The organism is Virgisporangium aurantiacum, from assembly GCF_016863635.1.
Taxonomy (GTDB): Bacteria; Actinomycetota; Actinomycetes; order Mycobacteriales; family Micromonosporaceae; genus Virgisporangium; species Virgisporangium aurantiacum.
In genome coordinates, this window is the sequence record NZ_BOPG01000005.1 from 106531 (window position 1) to 130920 (window position 24390).

At 71.4% G+C, this 24390-nt stretch carries 19 protein-coding genes; 10 read left to right on the forward strand and 9 right to left on the reverse strand.

From position 1 onward, the window contains the following. Positions 1 to 2 precede the first annotated feature (2 nt). Complete coding sequence (locus Vau01_RS03810) at positions 3 to 1004, reverse strand: AAA family ATPase (RefSeq protein ID WP_203987211.1); 1002 nt, start codon at positions 1002 to 1004, stop codon at positions 3 to 5. Then, positions 1001 to 3304 (reverse strand): VMAP-C domain-containing protein, encoded by a 2304-nt coding sequence (locus tag Vau01_RS03815; protein WP_308440432.1) that lies wholly within the window; start codon positions 3302 to 3304, stop codon positions 1001 to 1003. Before Vau01_RS03815 ends, Vau01_RS03810 begins: the two co-directional genes overlap by 4 nt. On the opposite strand from Vau01_RS03815, the gene Vau01_RS03820 reads away from it, so the two are divergent. Together Vau01_RS03820 and Vau01_RS03825 are read left to right on the forward strand one after the other, a co-directional pair. Continuing rightward, entirely contained in the window at positions 3270 to 3650 is a 381-nt protein-coding gene (locus tag Vau01_RS03820; RefSeq protein WP_203987216.1) for a YccF domain-containing protein, read from the forward strand. The two genes, Vau01_RS03815 and Vau01_RS03820, sit on opposite strands and share 35 nt — an antisense overlap. Before the next feature lie 72 nt (positions 3651 to 3722). Then, positions 3723 to 4760: a hypothetical protein gene (locus tag Vau01_RS03825; RefSeq protein WP_203987218.1), complete on the forward strand. Its 1038-nt coding sequence runs from the start codon at positions 3723 to 3725 to the stop codon at positions 4758 to 4760. Position 4761: 1 nt separating this feature from the next. On the opposite strand, the gene Vau01_RS03830 is transcribed toward Vau01_RS03825, so the two are convergent. Next, the gene (locus Vau01_RS03830) at positions 4762 to 5925 is read right to left on the reverse strand and encodes an NAD(P)/FAD-dependent oxidoreductase (RefSeq protein WP_239151274.1); all 1164 of its coding nucleotides are present in this window, start codon (positions 5923 to 5925) and stop codon (positions 4762 to 4764) included. A gap of 145 nt (positions 5926 to 6070) precedes the next feature. Between Vau01_RS03830 and Vau01_RS03835 the strand changes: the two genes are divergently transcribed. Next, complete coding sequence (locus Vau01_RS03835; RefSeq protein WP_203987220.1) at positions 6071 to 7555, forward strand: hypothetical protein; 1485 nt, start codon at positions 6071 to 6073, stop codon at positions 7553 to 7555. Here Vau01_RS03835 and Vau01_RS03840 read toward each other — a convergent pair. Beyond that, positions 7552 to 7896 (reverse strand): STAS domain-containing protein, encoded by a 345-nt coding sequence (locus Vau01_RS03840; protein ID WP_203987222.1) that lies wholly within the window; start codon positions 7894 to 7896, stop codon positions 7552 to 7554. The genes Vau01_RS03835 and Vau01_RS03840 overlap by 4 nt on opposite strands. A gap of 106 nt (positions 7897 to 8002) precedes the next feature. Here Vau01_RS03840 and Vau01_RS03845 point away from each other — a divergent pair, with 106 nt between their 5' ends. The 3 genes from Vau01_RS03845 (at position 8003) to Vau01_RS03855 (ending at position 12678) form a co-directional block, all read left to right on the forward strand. Then, complete coding sequence (locus Vau01_RS03845; RefSeq protein WP_203987224.1) at positions 8003 to 8665, forward strand: pentapeptide repeat-containing protein; 663 nt, start codon at positions 8003 to 8005, stop codon at positions 8663 to 8665. Between the two features lie 11 nt (positions 8666 to 8676). After that, entirely contained in the window at positions 8677 to 11493 is a 2817-nt protein-coding gene (locus Vau01_RS03850; RefSeq protein ID WP_203987225.1) for an AfsR/SARP family transcriptional regulator, read from the forward strand. 90 nt (positions 11494 to 11583) lie between these two features. Beyond that, on the forward strand, positions 11584 to 12678 hold the full coding sequence (locus Vau01_RS03855; protein ID WP_203987227.1) for a class I SAM-dependent methyltransferase: 1095 nt from the start codon (positions 11584 to 11586) through the stop codon (positions 12676 to 12678). Here Vau01_RS03855 and Vau01_RS03860 read toward each other — a convergent pair. Next, a complete protein-coding gene (locus Vau01_RS03860; protein ID WP_203987229.1) occupies positions 12671 to 13966 on the reverse strand; it encodes a class I SAM-dependent methyltransferase in 1296 nt (431 codons plus the stop codon). The two genes, Vau01_RS03855 and Vau01_RS03860, sit on opposite strands and share 8 nt — an antisense overlap. 160 nt (positions 13967 to 14126) lie before the next feature. Here Vau01_RS03860 and Vau01_RS03865 point away from each other — a divergent pair, with 160 nt between their 5' ends. The 3 genes from Vau01_RS03865 to Vau01_RS03875 are packed head-to-tail and all read left to right on the forward strand — an operon-like array spanning position 14127 to position 18437. After that, entirely contained in the window at positions 14127 to 14630 is a 504-nt protein-coding gene (locus Vau01_RS03865; RefSeq protein WP_203987231.1) for a hypothetical protein, read from the forward strand. A gap of 10 nt (positions 14631 to 14640) precedes the next feature. Further along, complete coding sequence (locus Vau01_RS03870; RefSeq protein ID WP_239151275.1) at positions 14641 to 16323, forward strand: glycoside hydrolase family 13 protein; 1683 nt, start codon at positions 14641 to 14643, stop codon at positions 16321 to 16323. Then, entirely contained in the window at positions 16320 to 18437 is a 2118-nt protein-coding gene (locus Vau01_RS03875) for an alpha-galactosidase (RefSeq protein ID WP_203987233.1), read from the forward strand. The genes Vau01_RS03870 and Vau01_RS03875 overlap by 4 nt, the downstream gene beginning before the upstream one ends. Before the next feature lie 341 nt (positions 18438 to 18778). Here Vau01_RS03875 and Vau01_RS03880 read toward each other — a convergent pair whose 3' ends face one another. From Vau01_RS03880 to Vau01_RS03890, 3 genes are read right to left on the reverse strand one after another with little or no spacing between them, the layout of a single operon-like run. Then, positions 18779 to 19783, reverse strand: a complete 1005-nt coding sequence (locus tag Vau01_RS03880; protein ID WP_203987235.1) for a helix-turn-helix domain-containing protein — start codon at positions 19781 to 19783, stop codon at positions 18779 to 18781. Positions 19784 to 19822: 39 nt separating this feature from the next. Then, positions 19823 to 20989, reverse strand: a complete 1167-nt coding sequence (locus Vau01_RS03885; RefSeq protein WP_203987238.1) for a DUF418 domain-containing protein — start codon at positions 20987 to 20989, stop codon at positions 19823 to 19825. A 52-nt stretch (positions 20990 to 21041) separates the two neighbouring features. Next, positions 21042 to 22544, reverse strand: a complete 1503-nt coding sequence (locus tag Vau01_RS03890; protein ID WP_444546018.1) for a M1 family metallopeptidase — start codon at positions 22542 to 22544, stop codon at positions 21042 to 21044. A 169-nt stretch (positions 22545 to 22713) separates the two neighbouring features. Here Vau01_RS03890 and paaK point away from each other — a divergent pair, with 169 nt between their 5' ends. After that, entirely contained in the window at positions 22714 to 24012 is a 1299-nt protein-coding gene (gene paaK, locus Vau01_RS03895) for a phenylacetate--CoA ligase PaaK (RefSeq protein ID WP_203987244.1), read from the forward strand. Here paaK and paaI read toward each other — a convergent pair. Continuing rightward, positions 23996 to 24373, reverse strand: coding sequence for a hydroxyphenylacetyl-CoA thioesterase PaaI (gene paaI / locus Vau01_RS03900; protein WP_203987301.1), 378 nt, complete (start codon positions 24371 to 24373; stop codon positions 23996 to 23998). The genes paaK and paaI overlap by 17 nt on opposite strands. Positions 24374 to 24390 lie beyond the last annotated feature (17 nt).

The window sequence follows — 24390 nt, forward strand, 5'->3', positions numbered from 1 at the left end:
ACTCAGCGCTCCAACGACAGCGAGTGCCACACCGCGGTCACCAGGTTCTGCCACGCCTCCCGGTCCTCCGCGTACGCACCCGATGCGGTGAGGAACGTCGCGTTCAACAGCTGGTCGCGGGCCAGCGCGTCGCCCGCCGGCCGGTTCAGGAAGTCGGTGATGAGGTCGCGTTGGGCGTCGGCGACCATCGGCAGCTGCGCGTGGATCATCGCGGCGAGGTCGTCGGCGCTCGGCGGCGACAGCTCCAGCCGCAGGCACCGGCGCAGGAATGCCGGCGGGAACTCGCGTTCCCCGTTGCTGGTGATGATGACGATCGGGAACGCCCGACAGCGCACCCGCCCGTCGTGCACCTCGGCCAGACGGTCCGGATCGTCGGTGTATACCTGCACCCGCGACTCGAAGCGGCGGATCCGCACCAGTTCCGGCACGGTGAACTCGCCGTTCTCGAAGATGTGCAGCAGGTCGTTCGGCAGGTCGACGTCGCTCTTGTCGAGTTCGTCGATCAGCAGGACGCGGGGCCGCTCGTAGCTCAGCAACGCCGTGCCCAGCGCGCCCAACCGGATGAAGTCGCCGACGCTCGGGTCGGCGTCACCCGCCCCCCGCCCGATCGCGTACTGCGCGCGTCCGACCGCGTCGTACTCGTACAGCCCGGCCCGCAACGTGGTGCGACTGGTGATCGGCCACTGCAGCACCCGACCGAGCCCGAGTTCCCGCGCGATCCGGAACGCGATCGCGGACTTGCCGGCACCCGGGTTACCGGTGACCAGCAGCGGCCGGCGCAACAGGATCGACGCGTTGACGAGGTCGCACTCCCGCGCGTCGGCCTGCCGCGCCAACGGCCCGTCGACCCGGCCCAGCTTCCGGTTCACCTCGGCGGCGGCGTCGGGCGGCGGCGGTTGCACCGGCCCACCCTCGAACGCGCGCCACGGCGGCGGTTCCGGCAACCGGACGTCGCCGTTCGGAACGCCGTCGCCGCGGTACAGCCACCAATTGGGCGAAGTCATGCCGACGGCCCTCCATCGTGGACGGTCCGGTTCGGGTCGTCCCACAACAGGGCGATATGACGACCGGTGTGTGCGGTTCCGGCCGAGACCGCCGCCTCCTTACGGAGCGCCCGTACCCGGTTCGGCAGCTCCGCCGGGTCACCCCGCAACAGTCCCGCGATCACCTCGGCCGGTACCGGCTCGGCCGGCGCGCGACGGTCCCAGAGAACCACCGGAATGCCGGCGTTGAGCGCCGACCGCAACTCGTCGCGGCCCGCGTCGTCGCGCGGCGATCCGCTGAGGACCACCGTCGTCAGGTCGGGATCGTCGCGTAGCCGCGCGTTCCAGCCGGGCAGGTCCGGCTCGCCGCCGACGCGTCCCCAGTACGGCCGGTGCCGGGGCGGGTGCCGCCACAGCGCCTTCCACCGGTTGGCCCACACGCGGTGCCGGTAGCCGGCCCGCATCCGGTCGAGGCTGCGCACCACCACGGGATAGTCGACGCACAACGGCGTCGGCGCCGGTTCCTCCAACTCGGTGTGCCACCACTCGACCGCCTCGTCGATCAGGTCGGTCGGCAGCAGCATCTCCACCAGAACCGGATCGGCGCTGTGCCACCACACCGTTTCGGCATGCCGGATCGCGGCCTCCATGGCCTGTTCGACCCGCCGGAACGCGGTCTGCCGCGGTTCACCGGGTTCCGGTTGCCAACTGGTGGCGGTCCGCTGGATCCAGTACCGCACCTCGCACCGCTCGGGATCGATGCCGTCGCGCTCGACCTGGATCACCACGCAGGGCTGCACCGCCGGTCCCTCGTCGGCGCACTGCCGGCGGCGTTGCGCGGCCGCCCGGTGCGCGGCCATCGCCTCGGCCAGGTGGTACCGCTCCGCGACGTCGTCGACCCAGGCCCGCAGTTTCGCGCCGGTCCGGTGCTCGACCCGCTCGGCGATCTCCTCGGCGAGGGCCAGCACGGGCGGAACGCCGTCGGCGCCGGCGTTCACGCCGGCGAGGTGGGTGAACAGTTCCAGCGCCGTCGTGGGCGGGCGATCGGGGACGGGCGTGAGCTTGCCGATCGCGGCCCGCCAGACCGCCGCGAGGTCAAGGCCGGAGACGTCGTCGAGCAGGCCCCGCAGCACGTCGAGTTCCGGGTCGGGCAGCAGCGCGAGCGCCCCGCTGCCGGCGGCGCTGCGCAGCACCGGGAACGGTCGGCACTCGGCCAGCACCGCGCGCAGGTAGCCGGCGGCGGCCAGCGACGCGCACGGGAACCAGCGTTCGTCGCGCGGCTCGGCGCAGTAGTCGACGATGCCGCGCACCATGAACCAGCCGATGCCCCGGCTCGCGGCGCTGACGATCACGCCGGCCGCTTCCATCTCGAACGCGATCACCCGGTGGCGGTCGGCGAGCGTGTCGCGCCGGCGCTCGTCGAGCAGCAGCGTGTCGCCGGTTCCGATCCGGCCGTAGTGGACCTTCGGCACGCCCTCGCGGTGGCCCGACTCGGCCCGCGGCGGGTGGTCGATCGGCGTCCCCGCCTTGAACAGCCGGTCGGTGGACGCCGGCGGCCGGGCGAACACCGCCATCGGCTGGTCGTGTACCGGGGTGAGCAACCGTGGCCAGTCCAGCGGTTCCCGGTACTCCTTCTCCTGGATCCGCCGCACGGCGCGGACGAGATCGGCCGACGGCTCGGCGGCCGGCCGCCGCTGCTGCGGACTGCCCGGCACCTGCCGGATGTGCCCGTAGTCGGCGATGCCGTCGACCGCGACCACCACGTCGCCCAGCCGCACGTGCCGGGCCGGCTGGTCGGGTGCCGGCACGCCGCCCGCGATCCCGGTGAGCACCACGCACCGGATCCGTGGGAACGTCCGCAGCATGTCGGTGCAGACCGTGGCGGCGTTGCGCGTGTTGTCGTTGGCCATCACGGTGAGGACCACGCGGTGCGGCCGACCCGGCACGGCGCTGTCGAGGTGTCCGACCCGGTAGTCGTTGGGATCGCCCTCGTAGCGGATCTCGGCGGTGTCCGCGATCAGATTCACCATTGCGGCTGATTCCACCGGGAGCGCGGCGACAATTCCGATGGTGACGTCGTCGCGAAAGTCACTCGACTGCGCCCCGAAGGTCGGCGCTGTCACGGCGGCCCAGGACATCGACGCATGACATTGAAGGTAACCGATCAAACAATTCGAATGCAGAGTGAATGCCCGGTGCGGCAAATGGCGCACCGCAATTGTCGGGCCGTCGGGACCGACCCGTACGGGATCGCCCCGATTGCGAGGTTCGGGCATCATCGATTCCGTGATCCGCTTGATTCTGAACGTGCTCTGGCTCATCTTCGGTGGCGGTCTCGTGCTGGCCCTCGGCTACGGCATCGCCGCCCTGATCTGTTTCGCGCTCGTGGTCACGATCCCGTTCGGGGTCGCCTCGCTGCGGCTGGCGGTGTACTCGCTGTGGCCGTTCGGGCGCACGCTCGTCACGAAGCCGTCGGCGGGCATGGCGTCCGGCGCGGCCAACGTGATCTGGGTCATCGTGGCGGGCTGGTGGCTGGCCCTGTCGCACATCGTCGCCGGGATCGGTCTGTGCCTGACCATCATCGGCATCCCGTTCGGTATCGCCAACTTCAAGTTGGTTCCGGCCGCTTTCTGGCCCCTCGGTCGCGAAGTCGTCGACCTGCCCTGAGGACCGGCACCCGCACCGCCGTTCACGTGCCGTTCACTGTGCCCACATACACCGGTCCTAGCGTCAGGGCCTATGACGCAGGCCAGCGCCAGGACCCGGGGCGGGCCCGAGGACGACTACGACGATCCGTTGATGATGCCGGTCAGCCGCACCATCGACTGGAGCGCGGTGCACCGGATGAGCCAGGCCCGGGAACCGGGCGGGACCATCGCCACGATCCGGCGCAGCGCCGCGATCCGGCGCGGCACCCCACTGATCAAGTTCCTCACCGCCGATCAACTCGCCGGTTTCCTGCACGGCTGGTTGATCGGCGGCTTCTGCTACCGGGTGCGCGACGTGGCGCACCTGCGGACACCGGCCGAGCTCGCGGTCCTCACCGGCCAACGCGACGCCGAGGTGACGTACGGGGTGCGGTGGCGCGCCGTCGACCCGCTCGACTACGAGGTGCCGCTCGCGCACACCCACGGCGGACTGGTGGCGATGCCGTCGCACGACCGGATCGGCCCGCCGGTGATCGGCTCCGGCTTCGCGCCGGCCGAGCAGCAGATCATTCCCGAGTTCGTCACCGCCGACCTGGCCGACCTGCCGGTGCCGGCCGGCGCCTCGCTCGTCGCGCACGTACCCGACGGCACGGAGGTCGTGCTCTACCGCTACCTGCCCGAGCAGCACTCGTGGGTGCGGATGCACGGTCCACAGTGGAGGTTCCTGACCGGGAACCTCCACTTCCCCGGCGGCGGCGGCCCGGTTCCGGTGTACCAGGAGTACTTCCCGGTTCCCGCCGGTGCCACCACGTACGTCGGCACGCACCAGGGCCGCGAGTTCGAGGCGATCGTCGACCCGCCGACGGAGTTCCGCGTGGCGGCGAAGTTCCCGGCCGCCCGGTTCCCGGTGGACACGCTGGGCCGCCGGGTCCCGTACGCGACCTGGCGCGAGATCCGGTGCACGGTGGTGCGGGTCGAGAAGGACTGGATCCGGCTACGGCTGTGCCGCCCCGACGCCGTCCAGGTGACCATGGCCGGCGCGCAGTGCGTCGAGCGCGGGCTGTACGAGGTGTGGGCGCCGGCCGCCGAGGTCGCCGTCGACGAGGTCACCGTCTCCTATCGCCTCTGACTCAGACGTGGTGGATCTCCAGCCGCGGCGTGGAGTCGCCGAACCGGTCGACCGACAGCGGCGTCACGTCGACCACCGGTTCGCGGCCGAGGTACAGGTCGCGGATGACCTCGCCGACCGCCGGGCCCTGCAGGAACCCGTGGCCGGAGAAGCCGGTGGCGTACAGGAACCGGCCCGGTGCGCCGGCCTCGCCGATCAACGCGTTGTGGTCGGGCGTCACCTCGTAGAGACCGGCCCAGCCGCCGGTGATCCCGGCGTCGAGGACGGCCGGCGCGCGGTGCGCGATCGCCTCGGTGAGGCGCGGCATCCAGTCGTCGGACCGGTCGAGCCGGAAGCCGGGCTGCTCGTCCGGGTCGGACATGCCGAGCAGCAGGCCGCGGCCCTCGCGGTGGAAGTAGAACGTGGTGGTGAAGTCGATCGTCATCGGGATCTCGTGGTCGTCGGGCACGCCGGGGACCCGGTCGGTCACGAGGATCTGCCGCCGGTAGGGCTGCACGGGCAGGTCGACGCCGACCATCGAGCCCACCGCGGCCGACCACGCACCGGCGGCACAGACCACAGTGGACGCTGCCACGCGTCCCAAAGTTGTTTCCACCGATCGGATCTCGCCGCCCGCGGCCTCGATGCCGACCACCTCGCAGCCCGTGACGATGCGCGCGCCGTGCCGGCGCGCCCCGGCCGCGTAGCCCTGCACCACCGACTCCGGCGTGCAGTGACCGTCGTCGGGCGAGTACGCGGCGGCCAGCAGCCCGTCGGTGTCGATCAGCGGCGAGAGCCGGCGGGCCTCCGCGACGCCGATCATCCGGCTGGGGACGCCGAGCGCGTTCTGCATCGCGACGCTCTGCTCGAACGCGGCGACCTCGCTGTCGGTCGACAGGAGGAACAGATAGCCCACCCGGCGCAGGTCGATCTCCTGGCCCGGCCGCGTACCGAACCCGGCGAAGGCGGCGAGACTGCGTGCGCCGAGGGCGATGTTCACCTCGTCGGAGAACTGTGCCCGCACCCCGCCCGCCGCCTTGCTCGTGGATCCGGACGCGAGCGAGTCGCGCTCGAGCAACAGCACCTCGGGAACTCCGGCCTCGGCCAGATGGAACGCGACGCTCGTGCCGATGACGCCGCCGCCGATGACCACGACGCCGGCCCGTTCCGGCACTGCACCCTTCACGATCACCACGGTACAACGCCGTTCACCAGGACGGATGCGCTCGCGCCGGCCGTGATACGTGATTCGGCAGGAAATCACAGGCAAGTATCTGCGCGCCCCGTTACGGCTCCGAACTCATCGGTAGGGCACAGTCGCGGAGGCGTACATGGACTACTACTCGGTGATCTCACGATTCGATCCACAACGGCACGAGTTCTACCGGTACGAGTTCCGGTGGCCGACCCGGTTGCATCACACGATGCGGCTGCTGGTCGTGGCACACGGCAAACCCGAACTGGTCAGGGTACTGGAGGCGGTCACGACCGAACTTCCGTACCACATCAACATCGACGTCACGACCGCACGGCACGAGTCGGCACGCGGGCCGGCCGGTACGGACATCAGCAGTTTCCGTTTCACCGCACCGGATCTCGCGGGGTACGACCAGGTCTGGCTGATCACCACCGGTGGCGCGCCCGACCTGGCGCCCGGTGAGCTCACCGCGCTGTGGGCGTTCATGCAGGGCGGCGGCGGACTCTACGTGACCGGTGACGGCGCGGCCCTGTTCCGCCGGATCCCGCGCGTACGCGGCATGCGCAACTGGTCGCGTCCGAGCGGAGCCGGCACGGTGCCGGACAGCCCGGTCGTCGTCAAGCCGGTGCAGTACCCGGTCGGCTGGCCGGCGCTGGGTCGGCCGGAGTCGGCGCCGCATCCGGTGATGTGCGGCCGCGACGGCCCGATCACGGTGCTGCCGCAGCCGTCTCCCCGTGGTCGCATCGAGGCGGCCATCGACCTCACCGCCCGGTTCGACGTCGAGGGCACGGTGGTCGAGGAGTTCCCGTACGGCACCGCGCCAACGGTGATCGCCGTCGGCGCCGGGCCCGACGACGCTACCGACGATGGTGAATTCAACCTGGTGAGCACCTACGACGGCCACCGGGCCGGCGTCGGCCGGATCGTCGTCGACGCCACCGGCCACCAGCAGTTCGCCGCGACCGTCGAGCAACTGGTGGGTCCGCACGACGCGGTGCGGGCGGTCATCACCGCCAACCGGACGCCGAGCGTCGAGCAGGTCTCGCTCGCCGACCACTGGCGCCAGATCAAGGACTACTTCCAGAACATCGCGATCTGGCTGGGTCGGGCCGGTTCGCAGGACCGCGTGCGCCGGCTCGGCCTGCTGCTCGCCGCGAACCACGTCGACGCCCTGATGACGTGGCGGCCGCAGCCGTTCGACGAACCCGACAAGCGACTGCCCTACCTTCGCGAACTCGGCATCCGCACCCAGGACGCGCTGCACCGGTTCGCACCGCAGCGCCAGCGCATCGACGTGACCGCCGACCTGTTGCGCCAGTTGCGCATCGACGACCTCGCCGACCAGTGGCGGCTGCGGCTCATCGACTACCGGTTGGTCGAGCACGTGGCGCTCGGCGGCGCCGTCGACGCGCTGCACCACGCCGTCAGCGAGCGGGACTACGCCGAACTACCCGGCGCCCGGCTCGACGAGATCGTGCGCGGCGGTGCCGCGGCCGCGGTGAGCGAACTGTTCGGCGAGATGCGTGCCGGCATCGACACCCTGACGGCGTTGGTGGCGAACGGCGACGAGCCGCCCGATCCACGCTTCGTCGTCCACAGTGGACACTGTGCGGCCTAGAGGGTGACGGCGGCGATCGCCTTGTCGAGGGTCGGGTGGACGCCGAGCACGTCGTGCAGCGCGGTGATCCGCAGCACCTTGAGCACGCCCTCGTGGTCGTTGACCAGCGCGAACCGGCCGCCGTAGGTGCGGAGCGCGGTGTAGGCGCCGACCAGCACGCCGAGCGCGGTGGAGTCGAGAAACGGCACGTCGGTGAGGTCGACGACGACCGCCCGGGCGCCGGCACCGGTGACCTCGGCCAGCACCGAACGGAGCTCCGGCGACGTACTGATGTCGACGTCGCCGGCCACGGTCACCACCGTGCAGCCGTCGGCCGTCCGGGTCGAAACACTCAGCGTCACGGACATATCCTCTCCCGTCGGCCCGGCGAACGCTATATTTGCCGCGCGGCAAGTGTTGTCACGAGTCGGCATCGATCCGGGCGGTCGATGGGTAGATTGCGCACCGATGACCAGAACTCCCGGGCCGCGGCCGCCCGCTCCGCCCCGGCTGCCACTGCGGACCCTGACCGCCGACCCGGTCGAGGGCCTCCTCGACGAGTCCACCTTCCGGGGGATGGAGATCGGCGGCGACACCCTCGCGGGAGGCGACGCGGCGGCCGTCGAGTTCACCGCGTGCCGGTTCGTCGCGGCGGACCTCACCGGAACGCTGCTGCGGCGGTCCGCGTTCAGCGACTGCCGGTTCGAGCGCAGCAACCTGGCCAACCTGCGCACCGAGCGCAGCCGTCTCACGCGCGTCACCGTCGACGCGACCCGGCTCACCGGGCTGCACTGGACCGACGGCGTCCTCCGCGACGTCGCCGTCACCGACAGCCGCGCGGACCTCGCCGTGTTCCGCTTCACCCGCTTCGACGGCGTGGTCTTCGACCGCTGCAACCTCAGCCGGGCCGACTTCCAGAACGCCGACCTCAGCGGCGTGCGGTTCACCGGCTGCGACCTCACCGGCGCCCAGTTCTCCCAGGCGAAGATGGACGGCACCCGGTTCACCGGCTGCGAACTCGACGGCATCGGCGGCGTCACGAGCTTCCGCGGGGCTACGGTGGCCGGCAACGACCTGCTGGCCCTGGCGCACACCCTGGCCGCCGCGCTGGGCATCACGATCGAGCCCTGAGCGTGGGCACCGTGGAGATCGGGTTGCTGGGCCCCGTGCTCGTGCGCGTCGACGGTGCCGAGGTCCGGCTGGCCAGCACGCCGCAGCGGGTGATCCTGGCCCGGCTGGCGCTCGCCGCCAACCGGACCGCCTCGCCGGCGGCGCTGATCGACACGCTCTGGCCCGACGGACCACCGGCGAACGCCGCCGGCAACCTGCACGCCTACGTCTCCCGGTTGCGCCGGGCGATCGGCGCCGACCGGATCACGCGGGAGCCGGCCGGGTACCGGCTCGGCGTCGCCGCCGAGCAGATCGATATCGGACGCGCGGAGGCGCTGGTCGCCGCGGCCCGGGCGACCGACGACCCGGCCGGTGCCGCCGACCGGTACGGGGCGGCGCTCGCGCTGTGGCGGGGTGAGCCGCTGGCCGACCTGCCCGACCCGACGCCGTTCGCGCCCGACCTGGCCCGGCTGGCGGCGTGGCGCCGCCAGGTGCGGGACGAGTGGTTCACCGCCCGGCTCGCGGCCGGCCGGGCCGCCGACGCCCTGCCCGACCTGGAGCACGCGACCACGGCCGACCCCGACCGGGAGAGCCTTCAGATCCTGCTCGCCACCGCCCTGCACCACCTCGACCGCACCGCCGACGCGCTGCGGGTCCTGGCCGACCACCGGCGCCGGCTGGCCGACGAGCACGGCCTGGATCCGGGCCCGGCGGTGGCGGAACTGACCACCCGGCTGCTCACCGGAGACGCGCCGATGGTCAGCACGAAGCCGATGAACCGGTATCTCGGCCGGGACGGGGATCTCGCCGCGGTCGAGGCCGCGCTCCGCGCGCACCGGCTGGTCACCGTGGTGGGTCCGGGCGGTATGGGCAAGACCCGGCTGGGCCTGGAACTGCTCGGCCGGCTGCCGGCCGGTGGCCGGGTGCACGTGGTGGAGCTGGCGCTGGTGTCGCGCGCCGACGACGTGCCGCTGGCCGCGGCCGCCGCGATCGGCCTGCGGACGGCACCGGGATCGACGGACGGCGCGGCGGCCGTGATCGCCGACCAGCTCGGCGACGGGGCGGCGCTCGTCGTCCTCGACAACTGCGAGCACGTCCGGGTGGCGGCCCGCGACCTCGTCGCCGGCCTGCTCGCCCGGTGCCCGGGCCTGCGGGTGCTGGCGACGTCGCGGCAGCGGCTCGGGGTCGCGGCGGAGAAGGTGCTGCGGCTGGGTCCGCTGGCCCCCGACGACCAGGTGGAGCTGTTCTGCGACCGGGCCGCGCTGCTGCGCGACGACTTCCCGGACTCGCCGGAGACGCGCCGGCTGGCCGCCGACATCTGCCGGACCCTCGACGGGCTGCCGCTCGCCGTGGAACTGGCGGCCAGCCGGGAGGCGGTGTTCGGGCTGCGCCAGTTGCGCGACCGGCTGGCCGCGGGTCTCGCCATCCTGGAACCGGCCCGGGACCCGGACCGGACGACCGCGGTGAGCGCCACCGTCGAGTGGTCGTACCGGCTGCTCGATCCGGCCGCGCAGCACGTCTTCGACGCGCTCGTCGGGTGCCGCGGCGGGTTCCCGCTCGACGCGCTGGCCCACCTGGCGCCCGACGTCACCCGGCCCGAACCGCTGCTGGCCGAGCTGGTCGAGGCGTCGCTGGTGATCGCGGAGCGGAGCGACCCGCCGCGCTACCGGTTGCTGGAGGTGATGCGTCGGGTCGGGCTCGACCACCTCGGCCCGGACCGCCTGCCGCACGCGCGCGACCGCCACGCGTCCTGGATGACCGCACACGCCGAGCGCTGCCACGCGTTGCAGCGGGAGCGTTCGCCGCGGGCGACCGGGCTGCTCCGGGCCGAACTCGCGAACCTGCTGGAGGCGCTGGGCTGGCTGATCGACACGCGGCGGTGGGCCGATGCCGGCCGGCTCGGCGCCCTGCTCGCGCCGCTCCTGTCTGACCACCCCGACCTGGCCCTGCTCGCGCAGCAGGAACGCCTCGCCGCCGCGCCGGCGGACCTCGACGCGGAGACCGCCGGCCGCTGCGCGATCGCCGCCGGAACGGCGCGCTGGTTGCAGGGCGACCTGCCGGTGGCGGAGCGGTTGCTCAGCGACGCGCTGACCCGGCTGCCCGCGGATCACTCGCAGCGGTGGATCGCGCAGTTCTTCCGGCTCACGACCCACATGTTCGCGGGTCACCTCGACGCCGTGCAGGCCGACGCCGGCGCGCTGCTCGTCGGGCCGGACGTGCCCGACTGGGTCGCCGGCGTCGGCGTCGGGTGTGCCGCGCTGTCCCACCTGTTCGCCGGTGACCGGGCCGCCGGCGAGCGGCTGCTGTCCGTCCACTCGGGACTGTTGGCGCGGGTCGGCGAGGCCGACGGGTTCGTCGCCTACACGTACGCCGAGTTCGCCGCCGACACCGATCCCGACCGGGCGCTCGACCTGTTCGCGCGGGCGTACCGGCAGAGCGCCGCCATCGGTCAGCGCTACGACATGGAGGTGGCGGCAATCGGGCGGATGGCCGTGCTGATCCGGTCGGGTCGCGGCGCGGAGGCGGCGCGCGCCTGCCGGGCGTCCGTCGACCGGTTGCGCACCAGCGGCATGTGGCCGCAGCTGTGGACGGCGCTGCGCCTCACCGCCGAACTGCTCGTCGCACTGGGCGATCTCACCACGGCGGCGTCGCTCCTGGCCGCCGCCGAGCGCGATCCGTTGGCGCCCGCCGTGGTCGGGCCCGACCGGACCCGGCAGGCCGCGCTGTGGGCGGCCGTCGAGCGCGGCCTGGGCGCGGACGCTGCGGCCGCCGCGCGGTCGAACGGTGGACGCCGGAAGCGCGCCACGGTCGCCGAACACGCGATCGCCGCGCTGGCACCGTTCGCCTGATCGTCCCGGGCACGGCCGGGGGCAGGGCCGGGCAGGGTCGGGCAAGGTCGGGGCAAGCCACGGGCAAGCGCCGCCGCGCATGCTGTGGCCATGACGACGACACCCGTTCCCACCCCGGCCGTCGACGAGGCCCGGGTGGAGGCCTTCGTGGAGAAGGTCTCGATCGACCTCGCCGGTGCCTCGATCACCGCGATGACCGTGATCGGCGACCGGCTGGGCCTGTACCACGCGCTCACCGGCGCGGGCCCGCTGACGGCGGCCGGCCTCGCCGGGCGCACCGGCCTGCACCCCCGCCTGGTGACCGAGTGGCTGGCCGCACAGACCGTGGCCGGCTACGTGACGTACGACCCGGCCGCCGAGACGTACGAGTTGCCGATCGAGCACGCGATGGTGCTGGCGGTGGCCGACTCGCCCGCCTACCTCGTCGGCGCGGCCGAGGTGACCGCCGGCCAGTACACCACGCTCCAGCACCTGGAGAAGGCGTTCCGCGGCGACGGCGGCATCGACCTGAGCCTGTTCCCGCCGAGCGTCTACTGCGGCATCGAGCGGTTCTTCCGCACGGCGTACGTGCACCAGCTCGCCGACGTGTGGTTCCCGGCGGTCGAGGGTCTCGTCGGCCGGCTGGAGCAGGGCATCCGGGTGGCCGACGTCGGCTGCGGGCACGGCGTGGCGACGTTGCTGATGGCGCGGACGTGGCCCGCGTCCACGTTCTGCGGGTTCGACTTCCACGAGGCGTCGATCATCAACGCGCGGGCCCGGGCGGTCGAGGCGGGCAGCCCGGCGAACGTGTCGTTCCACGTCGCGGCCTCGACCCAAGTGGACGCCGGCCGGTTCGACGTCGTGGTGTTCTTCGACTCGTTGCACGACATGGGCGATCCGCCGGCCGCGCTGCGCCGGGCGTACGAGTCGCTCGCCGAGGGCGGCGTCGTGATCGCGGTGGAGCCGTGGTCGCTCGACCGGCTGGAGGACGGGATCGGCAATCCCGCGGTGCAGATCGACTACTCGGTGTCCACTTCGCTGTGCACACCCGGCTCGCTGGCCCAACCCGGCGCGTACGGGCTGGGCACCCAGGGCGGCCCCGCGCGCCGGCTGGACCTGCTGACCGGGGCCGGCTTCGAGGACGCCCGCCTGGTCGCCGACACCGGCCAGAACCTGGTGCTGGCCGCCACGAAACCCGTCAGCTGAGCCAGTCTCTTGTCGGCGGGAGGGCGCTGCCGCCGTCCAATCGCGGTTTCACCGCCAGGATCTGGTTGACGCCGATCCGGCCGGCGTCGAACGAGACCGCGGAACCGGCCATGTACAGGCGCCACACGCGGGCCCGGCCGGGCGTGGTCAGGCGCACCGCCTCGGCCCAGTTGGCCTCCAGGTTCGCCACCCAGGCGCGCAGGGTGCGGGCGTAGTGCTCGCGCAGCGATTCCACGTCGCGCACCTCGAAGCCGGCCGCCTCCAGCAGGTTCACCGTGGTGCCCAGCGGCGCCAGTTCGCCGTCCGGGAAGACGTAGGCCTGGATGAACGACGGCGCCGGCAGTCGGGTCCGCGCCGGCCGCCGGGTGGGCGCCGGTTGGGTCCGCTCGGCGATCTGGTGGTTGAGCAACCGGCCGCCGCGACGCAACTGGCGGAACAGGATCGCCGCGTAGCCGGCGTACTCGCTCGCGCCGACGTGCTCGGCCATGCCGACGCTGGAGACCGCGTCGAACGGTCCGTCGTCGACCTCGCGGTAGTCCTGCAGCCGGATCTCGACGTGACCGGTGAGCCCGGCCTCGGCCACCCGCTTGCGCGCCAGGTCGGCCTGCTCCTGCGAGATGGTCAGGCCGAGCACGTCGACGCCGTGTTCGCGGGCGGCGTGGATCGCGAGGCTGCCCCAGCCGCAGCCGACGTCGAGCAGGCGCATGCCGGGCCGCAGACCGAGCTTGCGGCAGATCAGCTCCAGCTTGTCGCGCTGGGCGTCGGCCAGGGTGTAGTCCTCGTCGGACGATCGCCAGTAGGCGCAGGAGTACACCATCGACTCGCCGAGGACGAGCCGGTAGAAGTCGTTGCCGACGTCGTAGTGGTGGCTGATCGCGCGGCGGTCGCGGCGCAGGCTGTGCCGGCTGCCGGCCAGCTGTGCCTCCTCGGCGGGCGGTGCGGGTTGCCGGCCGAGCGCACCCAGCGCGACGAGGTCGCGCATGAGGCCGCCGGTGATCTTCGGCGGGTCGATCGGGTCGCCGGTGAGCACGGGGTCGAGCCGGCGCAGCGTCTCGTAGAGATCGCCCTCGACGGCGACCTCGCCGGCCACCCAGGCCCGGCCGAGGCCGAGCTGGTTCGGCTGCCAGACCAGGCGGCGCAGCGCCCGTGGATGCCGCACCACGAGGGTCGGCCCGTCGGCGGAACCGGATCGGGAACCGTCCCAGCCGGCGAAGGCGACCGGGAGGTCGAGGCCGAGCGCGTCCATCACGGATCGGAGCCGGCCGGCGACTGTGTGTGTTCTGGTCATGTCACGGGCCCCTCTCCCCCACATGATTCCCAATTGCGAAACGTACGCTTCCCATCAGCTGGGCGACCCTGTGATCTCGCTCTCGCACTTGCCCCCGGATGCCAGCATCGACCGCGTGCGAGCAGGGGTCTTACGACGAGCGGCCGTCATCGTCGCGGCGGTGACCGCGGGATCGGCCGTGGTCGGCTGCATGGGCGGCAGCATCTTCGGCGCGAACCCCGGCGACGGCGGCTGCGGGTTCCGGCCCGAGGGGCTGATCGTCGACGACATCACCGGCACCTGGGAGGGCGAGGGCGTCAAGATCACGCTGAAGCTCGACGGCACGGTCACCGGCCCGGCCCGCCTGCTGCCCCCGTCACCGGGTGCCCAGCCCTCGGCCAGCGCCCGCCCGACGAAAAGCCCGACAAGGTCCGCAAGCCCGAGTGCGACGCCGACCGCGAGCCCCGCGACCGTCGAGGCCACCGGCACCTGGACCCTCAAGGCCGAGACCTACCTCGGCGACATCGACATCTCGAACGTCCGCTCCGCGAAGGGCCCGGCGACGTTCGGCGTCGCCTCGCTGTACGTCAGCGGCAGCCGGCGCGAGCCCTGGATGTACACCTTCGGTGCCGGCGACCCGGACAGCTGCATCATCGTCAAGTACCAGCGCACCTCCCGCGGGTAACCTGACGCGGGTGATCTCCGATGAGCCCTGGTGGAAAACCGCCGTCGTCTACCAGATCTACCCGCGCAGTTTCGCCGACTCCAACGGCGACGGGATCGGTGACCTCCCCGGCATCATCGGCCGGCTCGACTACCTGGCCGGGCTCGGCGTCGACGTGTTGTGGCTGTCGCCGGTCTACCCGTCGCCGCAGGACGACAACGGCTACGACATCAGCGACTACCAGGGCATCGACCCGGTGTTCGGCACGCTCGACGACTTCGACCGCCTCGTGGCGGAGGCCCACCGGCGCGGCCTGAAGATCGTCATGGACCTCGTGGTGAACCACACCTCCGACGAGCACCCGTGGTTCGTCGAATCGCGAAGCAGTACGAACAACCCGAAGCGCGACTGGTACTGGTGGCGCCCGCCGCGGGCCGGCATGGCCGGCGGCGACCCCGGTGCGGAACCCACCAACTGGCGCTCGTTCTTCTCCGGCCCCACCTGGCATTTCGACGAGACGACCGGCGAGTACTACCTGCACCTGTTCTCCCGCAAGCAACCCGACCTCAACTGGGAGAATCCCGAGGTGCGGCAGGCGGTGCACGCGATGATGCGGTGGTGGATCGACCGCGGCGTCGACGGCTTCCGCATGGACGTCATCAACATGATCTCCAAGGACACCGCGCTGCCCGACGGCGTCGCGCTCGCCGGCCAGGCGCTCGGCGACGGCTCGCCGTTCTACATCTGCGGCCCGCGCATCCACGAGTTCCTCAACGAACTCAACAGCGCCGTCTTCGACAGTCCACTGTTGACAGTGGGCGAGATGCCGGGCGTGACGCTGGAACAGGCGGTCGAGTTCACCGCGCCCGACCGGCGCGAGGTCGACATGGTGTTCCAGTTCGAACACGTCGGCCTCGACCAGGGCGCCAGCAAGTGGGACATCCGGCCGTTCCGGTTGCACGATCTCAAGGCCACGTTCGGCCGCTGGCAGGCGGGCCTCGCCGACGCGGGCTGGAACAGCCTCTACTGGAACAACCACGATCAGCCGCGCGTGGTGTCGCGGTTCGGTGACGACAGCCCCGAGCACCGCGTGCGGGCCGCCACGATGCTCGGTACCGTGCTGCACATGCACCGCGGCACGCCATACGTCTACCAGGGCGAGGAACTCGGCATGACGAACGTGCCGTTCCGCAGCATCGACGACTTCCGCGACATCGAGTCGGTCAACCACTACGCGGAGGCGACGGCCGCCGGCGAGGATCCGGCCGCTGTGCTCGTCTCGTTGCGGAAAATGAGCCGGGACAACGCCCGCACGCCGATGCAGTGGGACGACTCGCCGAACGCCGGGTTCACGACGGGAACGCCGTGGCTCGCGGTGAACCCCAACTACCCGACGGTCAACGCGTCGAAGGCCACGGCAGACCCCGACTCGGTCTTCCACTACTACCGGCGGCTCATCGAACTCCGGCACACCGAACCCGTGGTGGCGCACGGCGATTTCACGATGCTGCTGCCCGACGACGATCGCGTCTACGCGTTCACCCGCCGGCTCGGCGACGTCGAACTGCTCGTGCTGGGCAACTTCTCCGGCGACACCGTCCCGACCGACCTCAGTGGACAGTCGGAGGTTCTGATAGCCAATTACCCACCGGACACAGGCGATCCCATCGTCCTGCGCCCGTGGGAAGCCCGCGTCTACCGGCGGGCCTCATGAGCGAGGTCGTACACCTGCGCACCGCCGGAGTATGCAGCCTCCTGCTGGACTGCACGGGACCGGCGCTGCCGCGCGTCCTCCATTGGGGCGCCGATCTCGGTGACCTCCCCGCGGCCGCGACCACCGCGATCGCCGCGGCCGCATCGCCCGACACCATCCACACGGCGCTCGACGAGCCGCTCGTGCTCAGCGTCCTGCCGGAACAGTCGGGTGGGTGGCTCGGCACGCCCGGCGTCACCGGCCACCGCAACGGCCGGCACTTCTCCCCGCGGTTCGAAGTGTCCACTGTGGAGGCCGACGCGGCCGCCGTCGTGGTCGAGGCCCACGACGCGGCCGCCGGCCTCGACCTCACCTACAGAATCGAGATGACGGGCACCGGCCTGCTCCGGCACCGGGCATCCGTCGTCAACCGGGGTGACGACAACTGGACCCTCGACGGCGTGCTCCTGGTGCTGCCGGTGCCCGCGCACGCCACCGAGCTCCTCGACTTCACCGGGCGGCATCTGCGCGAGCGCAGCCCGCAGCGGTCCGCCTTCGTGCACGGCACGCACCTGCGCGAGAACCGGCGCGGCAGAACGGGTTTCGACGCGGCGACGGTTCTGGTGGCCGGGGAGGCCGGCTTCGGGTTCGGATCGGGTGCCGCCTGGGGCACGCACGTGGCGTGGAGCGGCAACCACCGCACGCTCGCCGAGAGGGTCCCCAGTGGACAGTCCATTGTGGGCGGTGGCGAACTGCTGCTGCCGGGCGAGGTCATTCTGGCGCCGGGCGCGGGCTACGAAACGCCGTGGGTGTACGGCGCCTACGGCACCGGGCTCGACGCGCTCGCCGCGATGTTCCACGGTTACCTGCGGTCCCGGCCGCAGCACCCGCGATCCCCGCGCCCGGTGACGCTGAACACCTGGGAGGCGGTCTACTTCGCCCACGATCTGGCCACGCTCGCGTCGTTGGCCGACGTGGCCGCCTCGGTCGGCGTGGAACGCTTCGTGCTCGACGACGGCTGGTTCCACGGCCGCCGCGACGACACGTCCAGCCTCGGCGACTGGTACGTCGACGCCGCCGTCTGGCCCGACGGGCTCGGCCCGCTCGTCGACCACGTCCGCGGCCTGGGCATGCAGTTCGGTCTCTGGTTCGAACCCGAAATGGTCAGCCCCAACTCGGATCTGGCCCGCGCCCACCCCGACTGGATATTGTCGGTCGACGGCCGCATGCCGCCGCTCAAACGCTCGCAGCAGGTGCTGAACCTCGGCCACCCCGACGCGTTCGCGTTCATCCTGGAGCGGATCGACAGCATCCTCACCGAGTACGACATCGGCTACATCAAGTGGGACCACAACCGCGACCTCATCGAGGCCGGCGGCGCCGCCGGCGGCGCGGGCGTGCACGAGCAGACCCTGGCCACCTACCGGTTGCTGGCCACCCTGAAGGAACGCCACCCCGCCCTGGAGATCGAGTCGTGCTCGTCCGGCGGGGCCCGGATCGACCTCGGGGTGCTCGAACACACCGACCGCGTCTGGACCAGCGACTGCATCGACGCACTCGAACGGCAGCAGATCCAACGCTGGACCGGCCAACTCCTGCCACCGGAACTGCTGGGCGCCCACGTGGGCAGCCCCGTCTCCCACTCCACCGGCCGCACCCACTCGCTCGACTTCCAGGCCGGCACCGCGCTGTTCGGCCACTTCGGCATCGAATGGGACGTCAGTTCCGCGTCTCCCGAGCAGCTTTCACGCCTGGCCGAATGGGTCCGCCTCTACAAGCGCCTACGCCCGCTGCTGCACACCGGCACCGTCGTCCGCGGCGACCACCCCGACCCGGCCCTGTGGGTACACGGCGTGGTCGCTCCCGACCGCGGTCACGCCGTCTACGCCCTGACCCAGGTGGCCACGAGCGTCCACGCCCCGGCCGGCCCCGTCCGCCTCCCCGGCCTCGACCCCGATGCCACCTACTCGGTGCGCCCCCTCCCCCCGGCCGACGACCCCGGCCGCCGCAACGCCGGCCCATCCTGGTGGTCCACCGGTGTCTCCCTGCCGGGCCGGGTACTGGGCACGATGGGCCTCCAGGCACCGACCCAAAGCCCCGAACACCTGGTCCTCCTCGAAGCCCACCGCACCTAGCTGCCGACCACTGAGCGCACGAGTGCCCGCAGCCGTATCTGCTGCTGCCTCGACGCGGCGGCCGCCGGAAGCGCGCGGCCCGGCGAATCGAAGAACGTACGGAGGCGGCGCGCCACAACGGGAGGTCGCGCCAACGCAACGTGGAGAGCAGGGATGCCGTCGACGGCGATCGTTCCGGCATCGACATTCGATTCGTGTCGCGTGGAGTATGACGGGGCGAGAATGTCGATGGTCGCGGTTGCACCCGGCGTGTCCCGGACGAACCGGTTGGAACTCGCCGTGTTCCGGTACCCCAGTTCATCGAGTCGTTGCAGCAAGCCGCCGGCGCGGACCGTGCATGCCTACTGACCGCCTCGTGCAACTGCCGAACGGGCCCGAAGCCACGCGCGTTTGAGCTCATCGACGGCTTGATCGGCGTCGCTGCCGCCGACTGCCAGGATTTCCCTGGCGATTTCCGTGATCGGTGCGACCGGCCAAGTCATGCCCCGACCGGCCAGTGCCGCGACGATCTCTGGGGCTGGCCGCCAGTTCGCTTTGATCGGTTCGACCCGCAGTTCCAACGTCGCGGTCTCCAAGGGGGATGGCACGAACGTGGCGCTGTCGAGGGCGAGGGTCGCATCGGCGTGCACCACGATGCGGCCGGGTTGACGCCACGGAGCCAGCAGATCGGCTGCCCAGTCGCCGCACAGACGAACGGCGACACCTGCCGCGTCTGCGCATTCCCACACCGCGCTGAGTTGAACGCGCAGGGATTCCAGGCTGTACCAGCAGCCGACGACTGCCGACGATGGGGCCTTGCGGAGGCGGAGAACGTCGAAGCCAACAGCCGGGTCGACTGCCAGGTAGCCGCCTTTGGTTCGGTTGACCAGGCCAGCCGCCAGAAGCTCGGGCATCACCTGGGAAACCCTTGGCTGGGTCAGCCCGACAGCCGCCGCTATGCGGGTCTGCGGTGCCGGATGCGGGTGCTCAAGGAGAAATTGCAGCACCGCGGCCGCACCCAGTGAAAGTTCGGTTTTCGCCGGCTCGGGATAGGAAGGGTCGGCGGGCTCATCGGTTGCCGGACTTCTGTGGATCATTCCCCACGGCGTGCTGATGTGGATCTCACCGATATCCGTGACCCACGAGACGTCGAGTGCGTAGAGCTTCTCGCGTAGTGCCGGCGTTGCTGAAGGCAGCCAGAGCAGTTCCGCCCGACCGGCCGCACTCATCTCACTGGGGCGAGGAGTGCGCGAGAGACGGCGCACCGCCCAGGTTCTGGATGCCGCTCCCTTGCGTATCGTCAACCGGCGCGCGCCATCGCTGAGCGACACCGAATCGACCGATCCAGCCAGCTCATCCGCCCACATGAGCAAACTATAAGCTCTGGCGGTTCTGAGCGCCAGTGCTTATACCTGCTGGTCAGCCGCTTGACTCCGGCCACGGCGCGGCGCTTTTCGGGCGACGAGCGAGACCCGGGCGATGAGTTCTTCGAGGGGGCCGCGGGCGAAGCGGCGCTTCCAGACGACCGCGAACGCGATCATTCCGGCCAGCAGGACGAGGTACTGGGCGTACGGGTGGTCGCCGAGGAGGCCGGTGGCCAGCACGACGATGTGGGCGCAGTAGAGGGTGAGCACCATGCTGCCGGCGTCGGCCAGTGGTTGTAGCACCCGGACGGCGATCGGCAGGCGGGTGACCAGGAGGGCGGCGCCGAGCACGGCGACGGCGAAGCCGAGGGTGTGGAGCATGTCGAGCGGGGCGCCGGAGTGGGGTGCGCGGATCGCGTACCACCAGTAGGTGTCGAAGTCCCCCCAGGGTTCCCAGGTCAGGCGGGCGTCGGACCACTCGGTGCCCGGCGGCGCGTTGGCGCGGAGGTGGTCGAGGCCGCCGAGGGGGAAGAGCAGGATCGTGGACGCCAGCCAGGCGGCCGCCGACAGGGCCGCTCCGGAGCCGAGAAGCCAGCCGGCGACGCGCGTCGACGTCAGGTCCAGCCGGCCGATGGCCATGCCGGCCGTGACGTAGGCCAGCCAGACGACCGCCGGATAGGCGCCACCGACGAGCAGCAGCACGAACATCCCGACCGGGTGGCGGAGCACGTCGCCGATCGTGGGGTCGATGCCGGCGCTCGGATCGGCCACCTCCCCGACGGTGGAAAAGATCGTGACGGTGGCCGCCGCGGCCAGCGTCAGCGAGATCGCGGCCAACACCTGGGGTCGGACCCCGAGCAGCGGCACGGCCAGCAGGAACATCATCGCGTAGTACGGCAGGATCACGTACACGTCGAGGCCGCCCGCGATGGTCACGTAGCCGAGCAGCAGGCCCAGCACGAGGAGCAGCAGGGCCCGGACGACCAGGGCCGGCACCGAGCGCCGGCGTCGGGTGACGAGCGCGAGGCCGACACCGGCCATCGTCGCGAAGACGGCCGCGCCCCGGCCCGACGCGAGCGCCGTGGCGACGGACGCCGAGCCGTCGCCGTCGTACGTCGGAAAGACGTGGACCGCCAGCATTCCGGCGAGCGCGACGCCGCGCGCGACATCGATGCCGATGACCCGCGATTGCCCGGACGGCGACGACACGGCCCGAACTATAGGCCCCGACGCACCCGCGCCGGGGCCCACAGCAGTTCGGTCAGCGACCCTTGGCCGCGGCGAGGTCCTGGTGGACCGCGTTGATCTTCTGGTACGACTTCGGCTCCGCCGTGACGCCCGCACGGGCACCGGCGGCCGCCGACCGGGCGGAGGCCGCACCGGCCAGGCCGAGCGTCGGCTTGCTCGGCGTGTACAGCCAGGTGGTGAACACCGCGTCCAGGTCCCGGCCCGAGATGGCCTCGGCCAGCGCCTGGAACTGGGCGATGTTGCCCACGCTGTCCTTGCGGGCGGCGGTCCACGCCTTCAACAGCGCGAAGAACGCGTTGTCGCCGATGGCCAGGCGGATCTGGTGCACCGCCATCGCGCCGCGGTCGTACACGGCGGGGTGGAAGATGTTCGGCGGACCCGGGTCACCGGGCTTGACCGTCCAGAACGAGGACGTGGCCGGGTAGAGGTTGTAGTAGAACTCGAACAGCTCGTCGGCCGTGCCCTCGCCGGTCTCCTCGGACCACAGCCACTCGGCGTAGCTGGCGAAGCCCTCGTTCAACCAGATGTTCTGCCAGGTGTCGACGGCCACCGAGTCACCGAACCACTGGTGTGCGTTCTCGTGCACCACCACGTACGGGTCGGAGCCGCGGCGGAAGAACTCGGCCGCGTACGTCGAGCGGGTCTGGTTCTCCAGCGCGAACCCGATCGTCTGCGGCGCGACCACCACGCCGCCCTGCGCCTCGAACGGGTACGGCCCGAACACGCCCTGCTCCCAGTCGACCACCTCGGACGTCCGCTGGACGCTCGCCCGGGCCGACTCCGCGAACTCACCCAGGTTCTCCGAGTAGGCGTTGATCACCTGCTGGCCGTTCGGGGCGACGTCCTGGACGATCTCGTACTGGCCGATCGCCATGAAGGCGAGGTAGGTGGCCATCGGCCGGGCCGACCGCCAGCTCCACCTGGTCCAGCCCGGGATCTCGGCGCGCGGTGCCCGCGGCATGACGCCGTTGCTCAGCACCTCGACACCGTCGGGCACGAGGACGGAGATGTCGAACGTCGCCTTGTCGCGCGGGTGGTCGTTGCTCGGGTACCACCACCAGGCGATCTCCGGCTGACCGATCGCCAGCGCACCGTCTGCGGTCTTGGTCCACGCCGTGTAGCCGGCGGCGACGACCTCGCTCGGCACGCCCTCGTACTGCACGACGATCGTCAGGTACTGGTTCCGCGTGATCGGCCGCGGCGCCGTGACGACCACCTCGTGGTCACCCTGGCGGGCGTAGGTCGCCGTCCAGCCGTTGACCTTGATCGACGTCACGTTCAGCACGAAGTCGAGGTTGAAGGACGACAGATCCTCGGTGGCCCGGGCCAGGATCGTCGTGGTGCCGGTGAGGACGTCGGACCCCGGGTAGTAACGCACCCGGATGTCGTAGTGCGAGACGTCGTACCCGCCGTTGCCGTAGTCCGGGAAGTAGGAGTCGCCGATGCCTGGCGCCCCCGGAGCCGGGGCGGCCTGAGCCGGCGTACCCGCCAGCACGACCGCCAGAGCCGCGGTCACCGCCACAATCGCACGTCGCAATGAAATCCCTCCATCGACGCATGGCGCATTATCGATTACCGCGTAACCGTATCGATCGAGCCGGATCTGAGCACGCCCCGGGCGTCCCGAAGCGGGTCGATTCGAGGGTCGGAGTTCAGCAACGGCTGAAACAGGCGATGATGACCCCATGGAGGATCTCGCTCCCCGCCCGGAGACCCTGGAGCCGATCGAACGGGCACCGGTCGGCCAGCTACGCGAACTGCAACTCGAACGGCTGCGCTGGTCGGTGCGCCACGCGTACGACAACGTCCCCCATTACCGCAGATCATTCGAGACGGCCGGAGCGCACCCCGACGACCTCCGGACCCTCGACGACCTCGCCCGTTTCCCGTTCACCGTCAAGGACGACCTGCGCGCGAACTACCCCTTCGGAATGTTCGCGGTGCCGCGGGAGCAGATCGCCCGCGTACACGCGTCGTCGGGCACCACCGGGCGGCCCACGGTGGTCGGTTACACCCGCGACGATCTCCGCACGTGGTCGCGGTTGATGGCGCGGTCGATCCGCGCGTCCGGTGGAAAGCCGGGTGACGTCGTGCACGTGGCCTACGGGTACGGCCTGTTCACCGGCGGGCTGGGCGCGCACTACGGCGCCGAGGAACTGGGCTGCACGGTGGTGCCGGTGTCGGGCGGCATGACCGAGCGCCAGGTGCTGCTCATCAACGACTTCAAGCCAGACGTGATCATGGTGACGCCCAGCTACATGCTCGCGATCGTCGACGAGATGGAGCGGCAGGGCGTCGACCCCCGCGCGTCCTCCCTGAAGGTCGGCATCTTCGGCGCCGAGCCGTGGACCGAGGACATGCGGCGCGAACTGGAGCAGCGGCTCGACATGCACGCCGTCGACATCTACGGGTTGTCGGAGGTGATGGGCCCGGGCGTCGCCAACGAGTGCGTCGAGACCAAGGACGGCCTGCACGTCTGGGAGGACCACTTCTACCCGGAGATCGTCGACCCGGTCACGGGAGACGTGCTACCCGACGGCGAACTGGGCGAACTCGTGTTCACCTCGCTCACCAAGAAGGCCATGCCGGTGATCCGCTACCGCACCCGCGACCTCACCCGCCTGCTTCCCGGCACGGCGCGGCCGATGCGGCGGATCGAGAAGATCACCGGACGCGCCGACGACATGCTCATCGTGCGCGGCGTGAACCTGTTCCCGACCCAGATCGAGGAGCTGATCCTGCGTACGCCGGAGTTGTCGCCGCACTTCCAATGCGTGCTGACGCGCGAAGGCCGCCTCGACGACCTGACGGTCAAGGTGGAGCGGCGCCCGAACGCCGATCCCGACGCCGCGCGACAAGCCGGCGACCTGCTCGCCCAGCGCGTCAAGAACACCATCGGCGTCACGATCGCGGTCGACGTGATCGAGCCGGAGCAGGTGGAACGCTCGATGGGCAAGATGCGCCGGATCATCGACGCTCGCTGACCTCCCGACTGCGCCCCCGGAACTCGGCCACCACCTCGCCAGAGACACGCTTGACCGTGACGTCGTAGACGCCGCTGCGGCCGAACCGCGTGCGTTCCTCCGCGTACGCGGTGAGCACCTCGCCCTCGTGCACCGGCCGGGCGAACGTGATGTCGGCTCCCGCCGCCACCGTGACCGGCCCGTGGCTGTTGCAGGCGCAGGCGAACGCCGTGTCGGCGAGCAGGAACACGTACCCGCCGTGGGCGATCGCGTGCCCGTTGACCATGCTCGGCGTCACCGTCATCCGGACCACCGCGCGGCCGTCGCCGACCGACAGCAGTTCCATGCCGAGCCCCCGGGACGCGACATCGTCGTCGAACATGCGCACATCGGCCACTG

Bases quoted from the DNA above. Each gene is read 5' to 3' on its own strand.
- Vau01_RS03855 (WP_203987227.1), top strand. From the start codon at position 11,584: ATGACGACGACACCCGTTCCCACCCCGGCCGTCGACGAGGCCCGGGTG.
- Vau01_RS03880 (WP_203987235.1), bottom strand. From the start codon at position 19,783: ATGTGGGCGGATGAGCTGGCTGGATCGGTCGATTCGGTGTCGCTCAGC.
- Vau01_RS03835 (WP_203987220.1), top strand. From the start codon at position 6,071: ATGGACTACTACTCGGTGATCTCACGATTCGATCCACAACGGCACGAG.
- paaK (WP_203987244.1), top strand. From the start codon at position 22,714: ATGGAGGATCTCGCTCCCCGCCCGGAGACCCTGGAGCCGATCGAACGG.
- paaI (WP_203987301.1), bottom strand. From the start codon at position 24,373: ATGTTCGACGACGATGTCGCGTCCCGGGGGCTCGGCATGGAACTGCTG.
- Vau01_RS03815 (WP_308440432.1), bottom strand. From the start codon at position 3,304: ATGAGCCAGAGCACGTTCAGAATCAAGCGGATCACGGAATCGATGATG.
- Vau01_RS03845 (WP_203987224.1), top strand. From the start codon at position 8,003: ATGACCAGAACTCCCGGGCCGCGGCCGCCCGCTCCGCCCCGGCTGCCA.
- Vau01_RS03825 (WP_203987218.1), top strand. From the start codon at position 3,723: ATGACGCAGGCCAGCGCCAGGACCCGGGGCGGGCCCGAGGACGACTAC.
- Vau01_RS03810 (WP_203987211.1), bottom strand. From the start codon at position 1,004: ATGACTTCGCCCAATTGGTGGCTGTACCGCGGCGACGGCGTTCCGAAC.
- Vau01_RS03875 (WP_203987233.1), top strand. From the start codon at position 16,320: ATGAGCGAGGTCGTACACCTGCGCACCGCCGGAGTATGCAGCCTCCTG.
- Vau01_RS03860 (WP_203987229.1), bottom strand. From the start codon at position 13,966: ATGACCAGAACACACACAGTCGCCGGCCGGCTCCGATCCGTGATGGAC.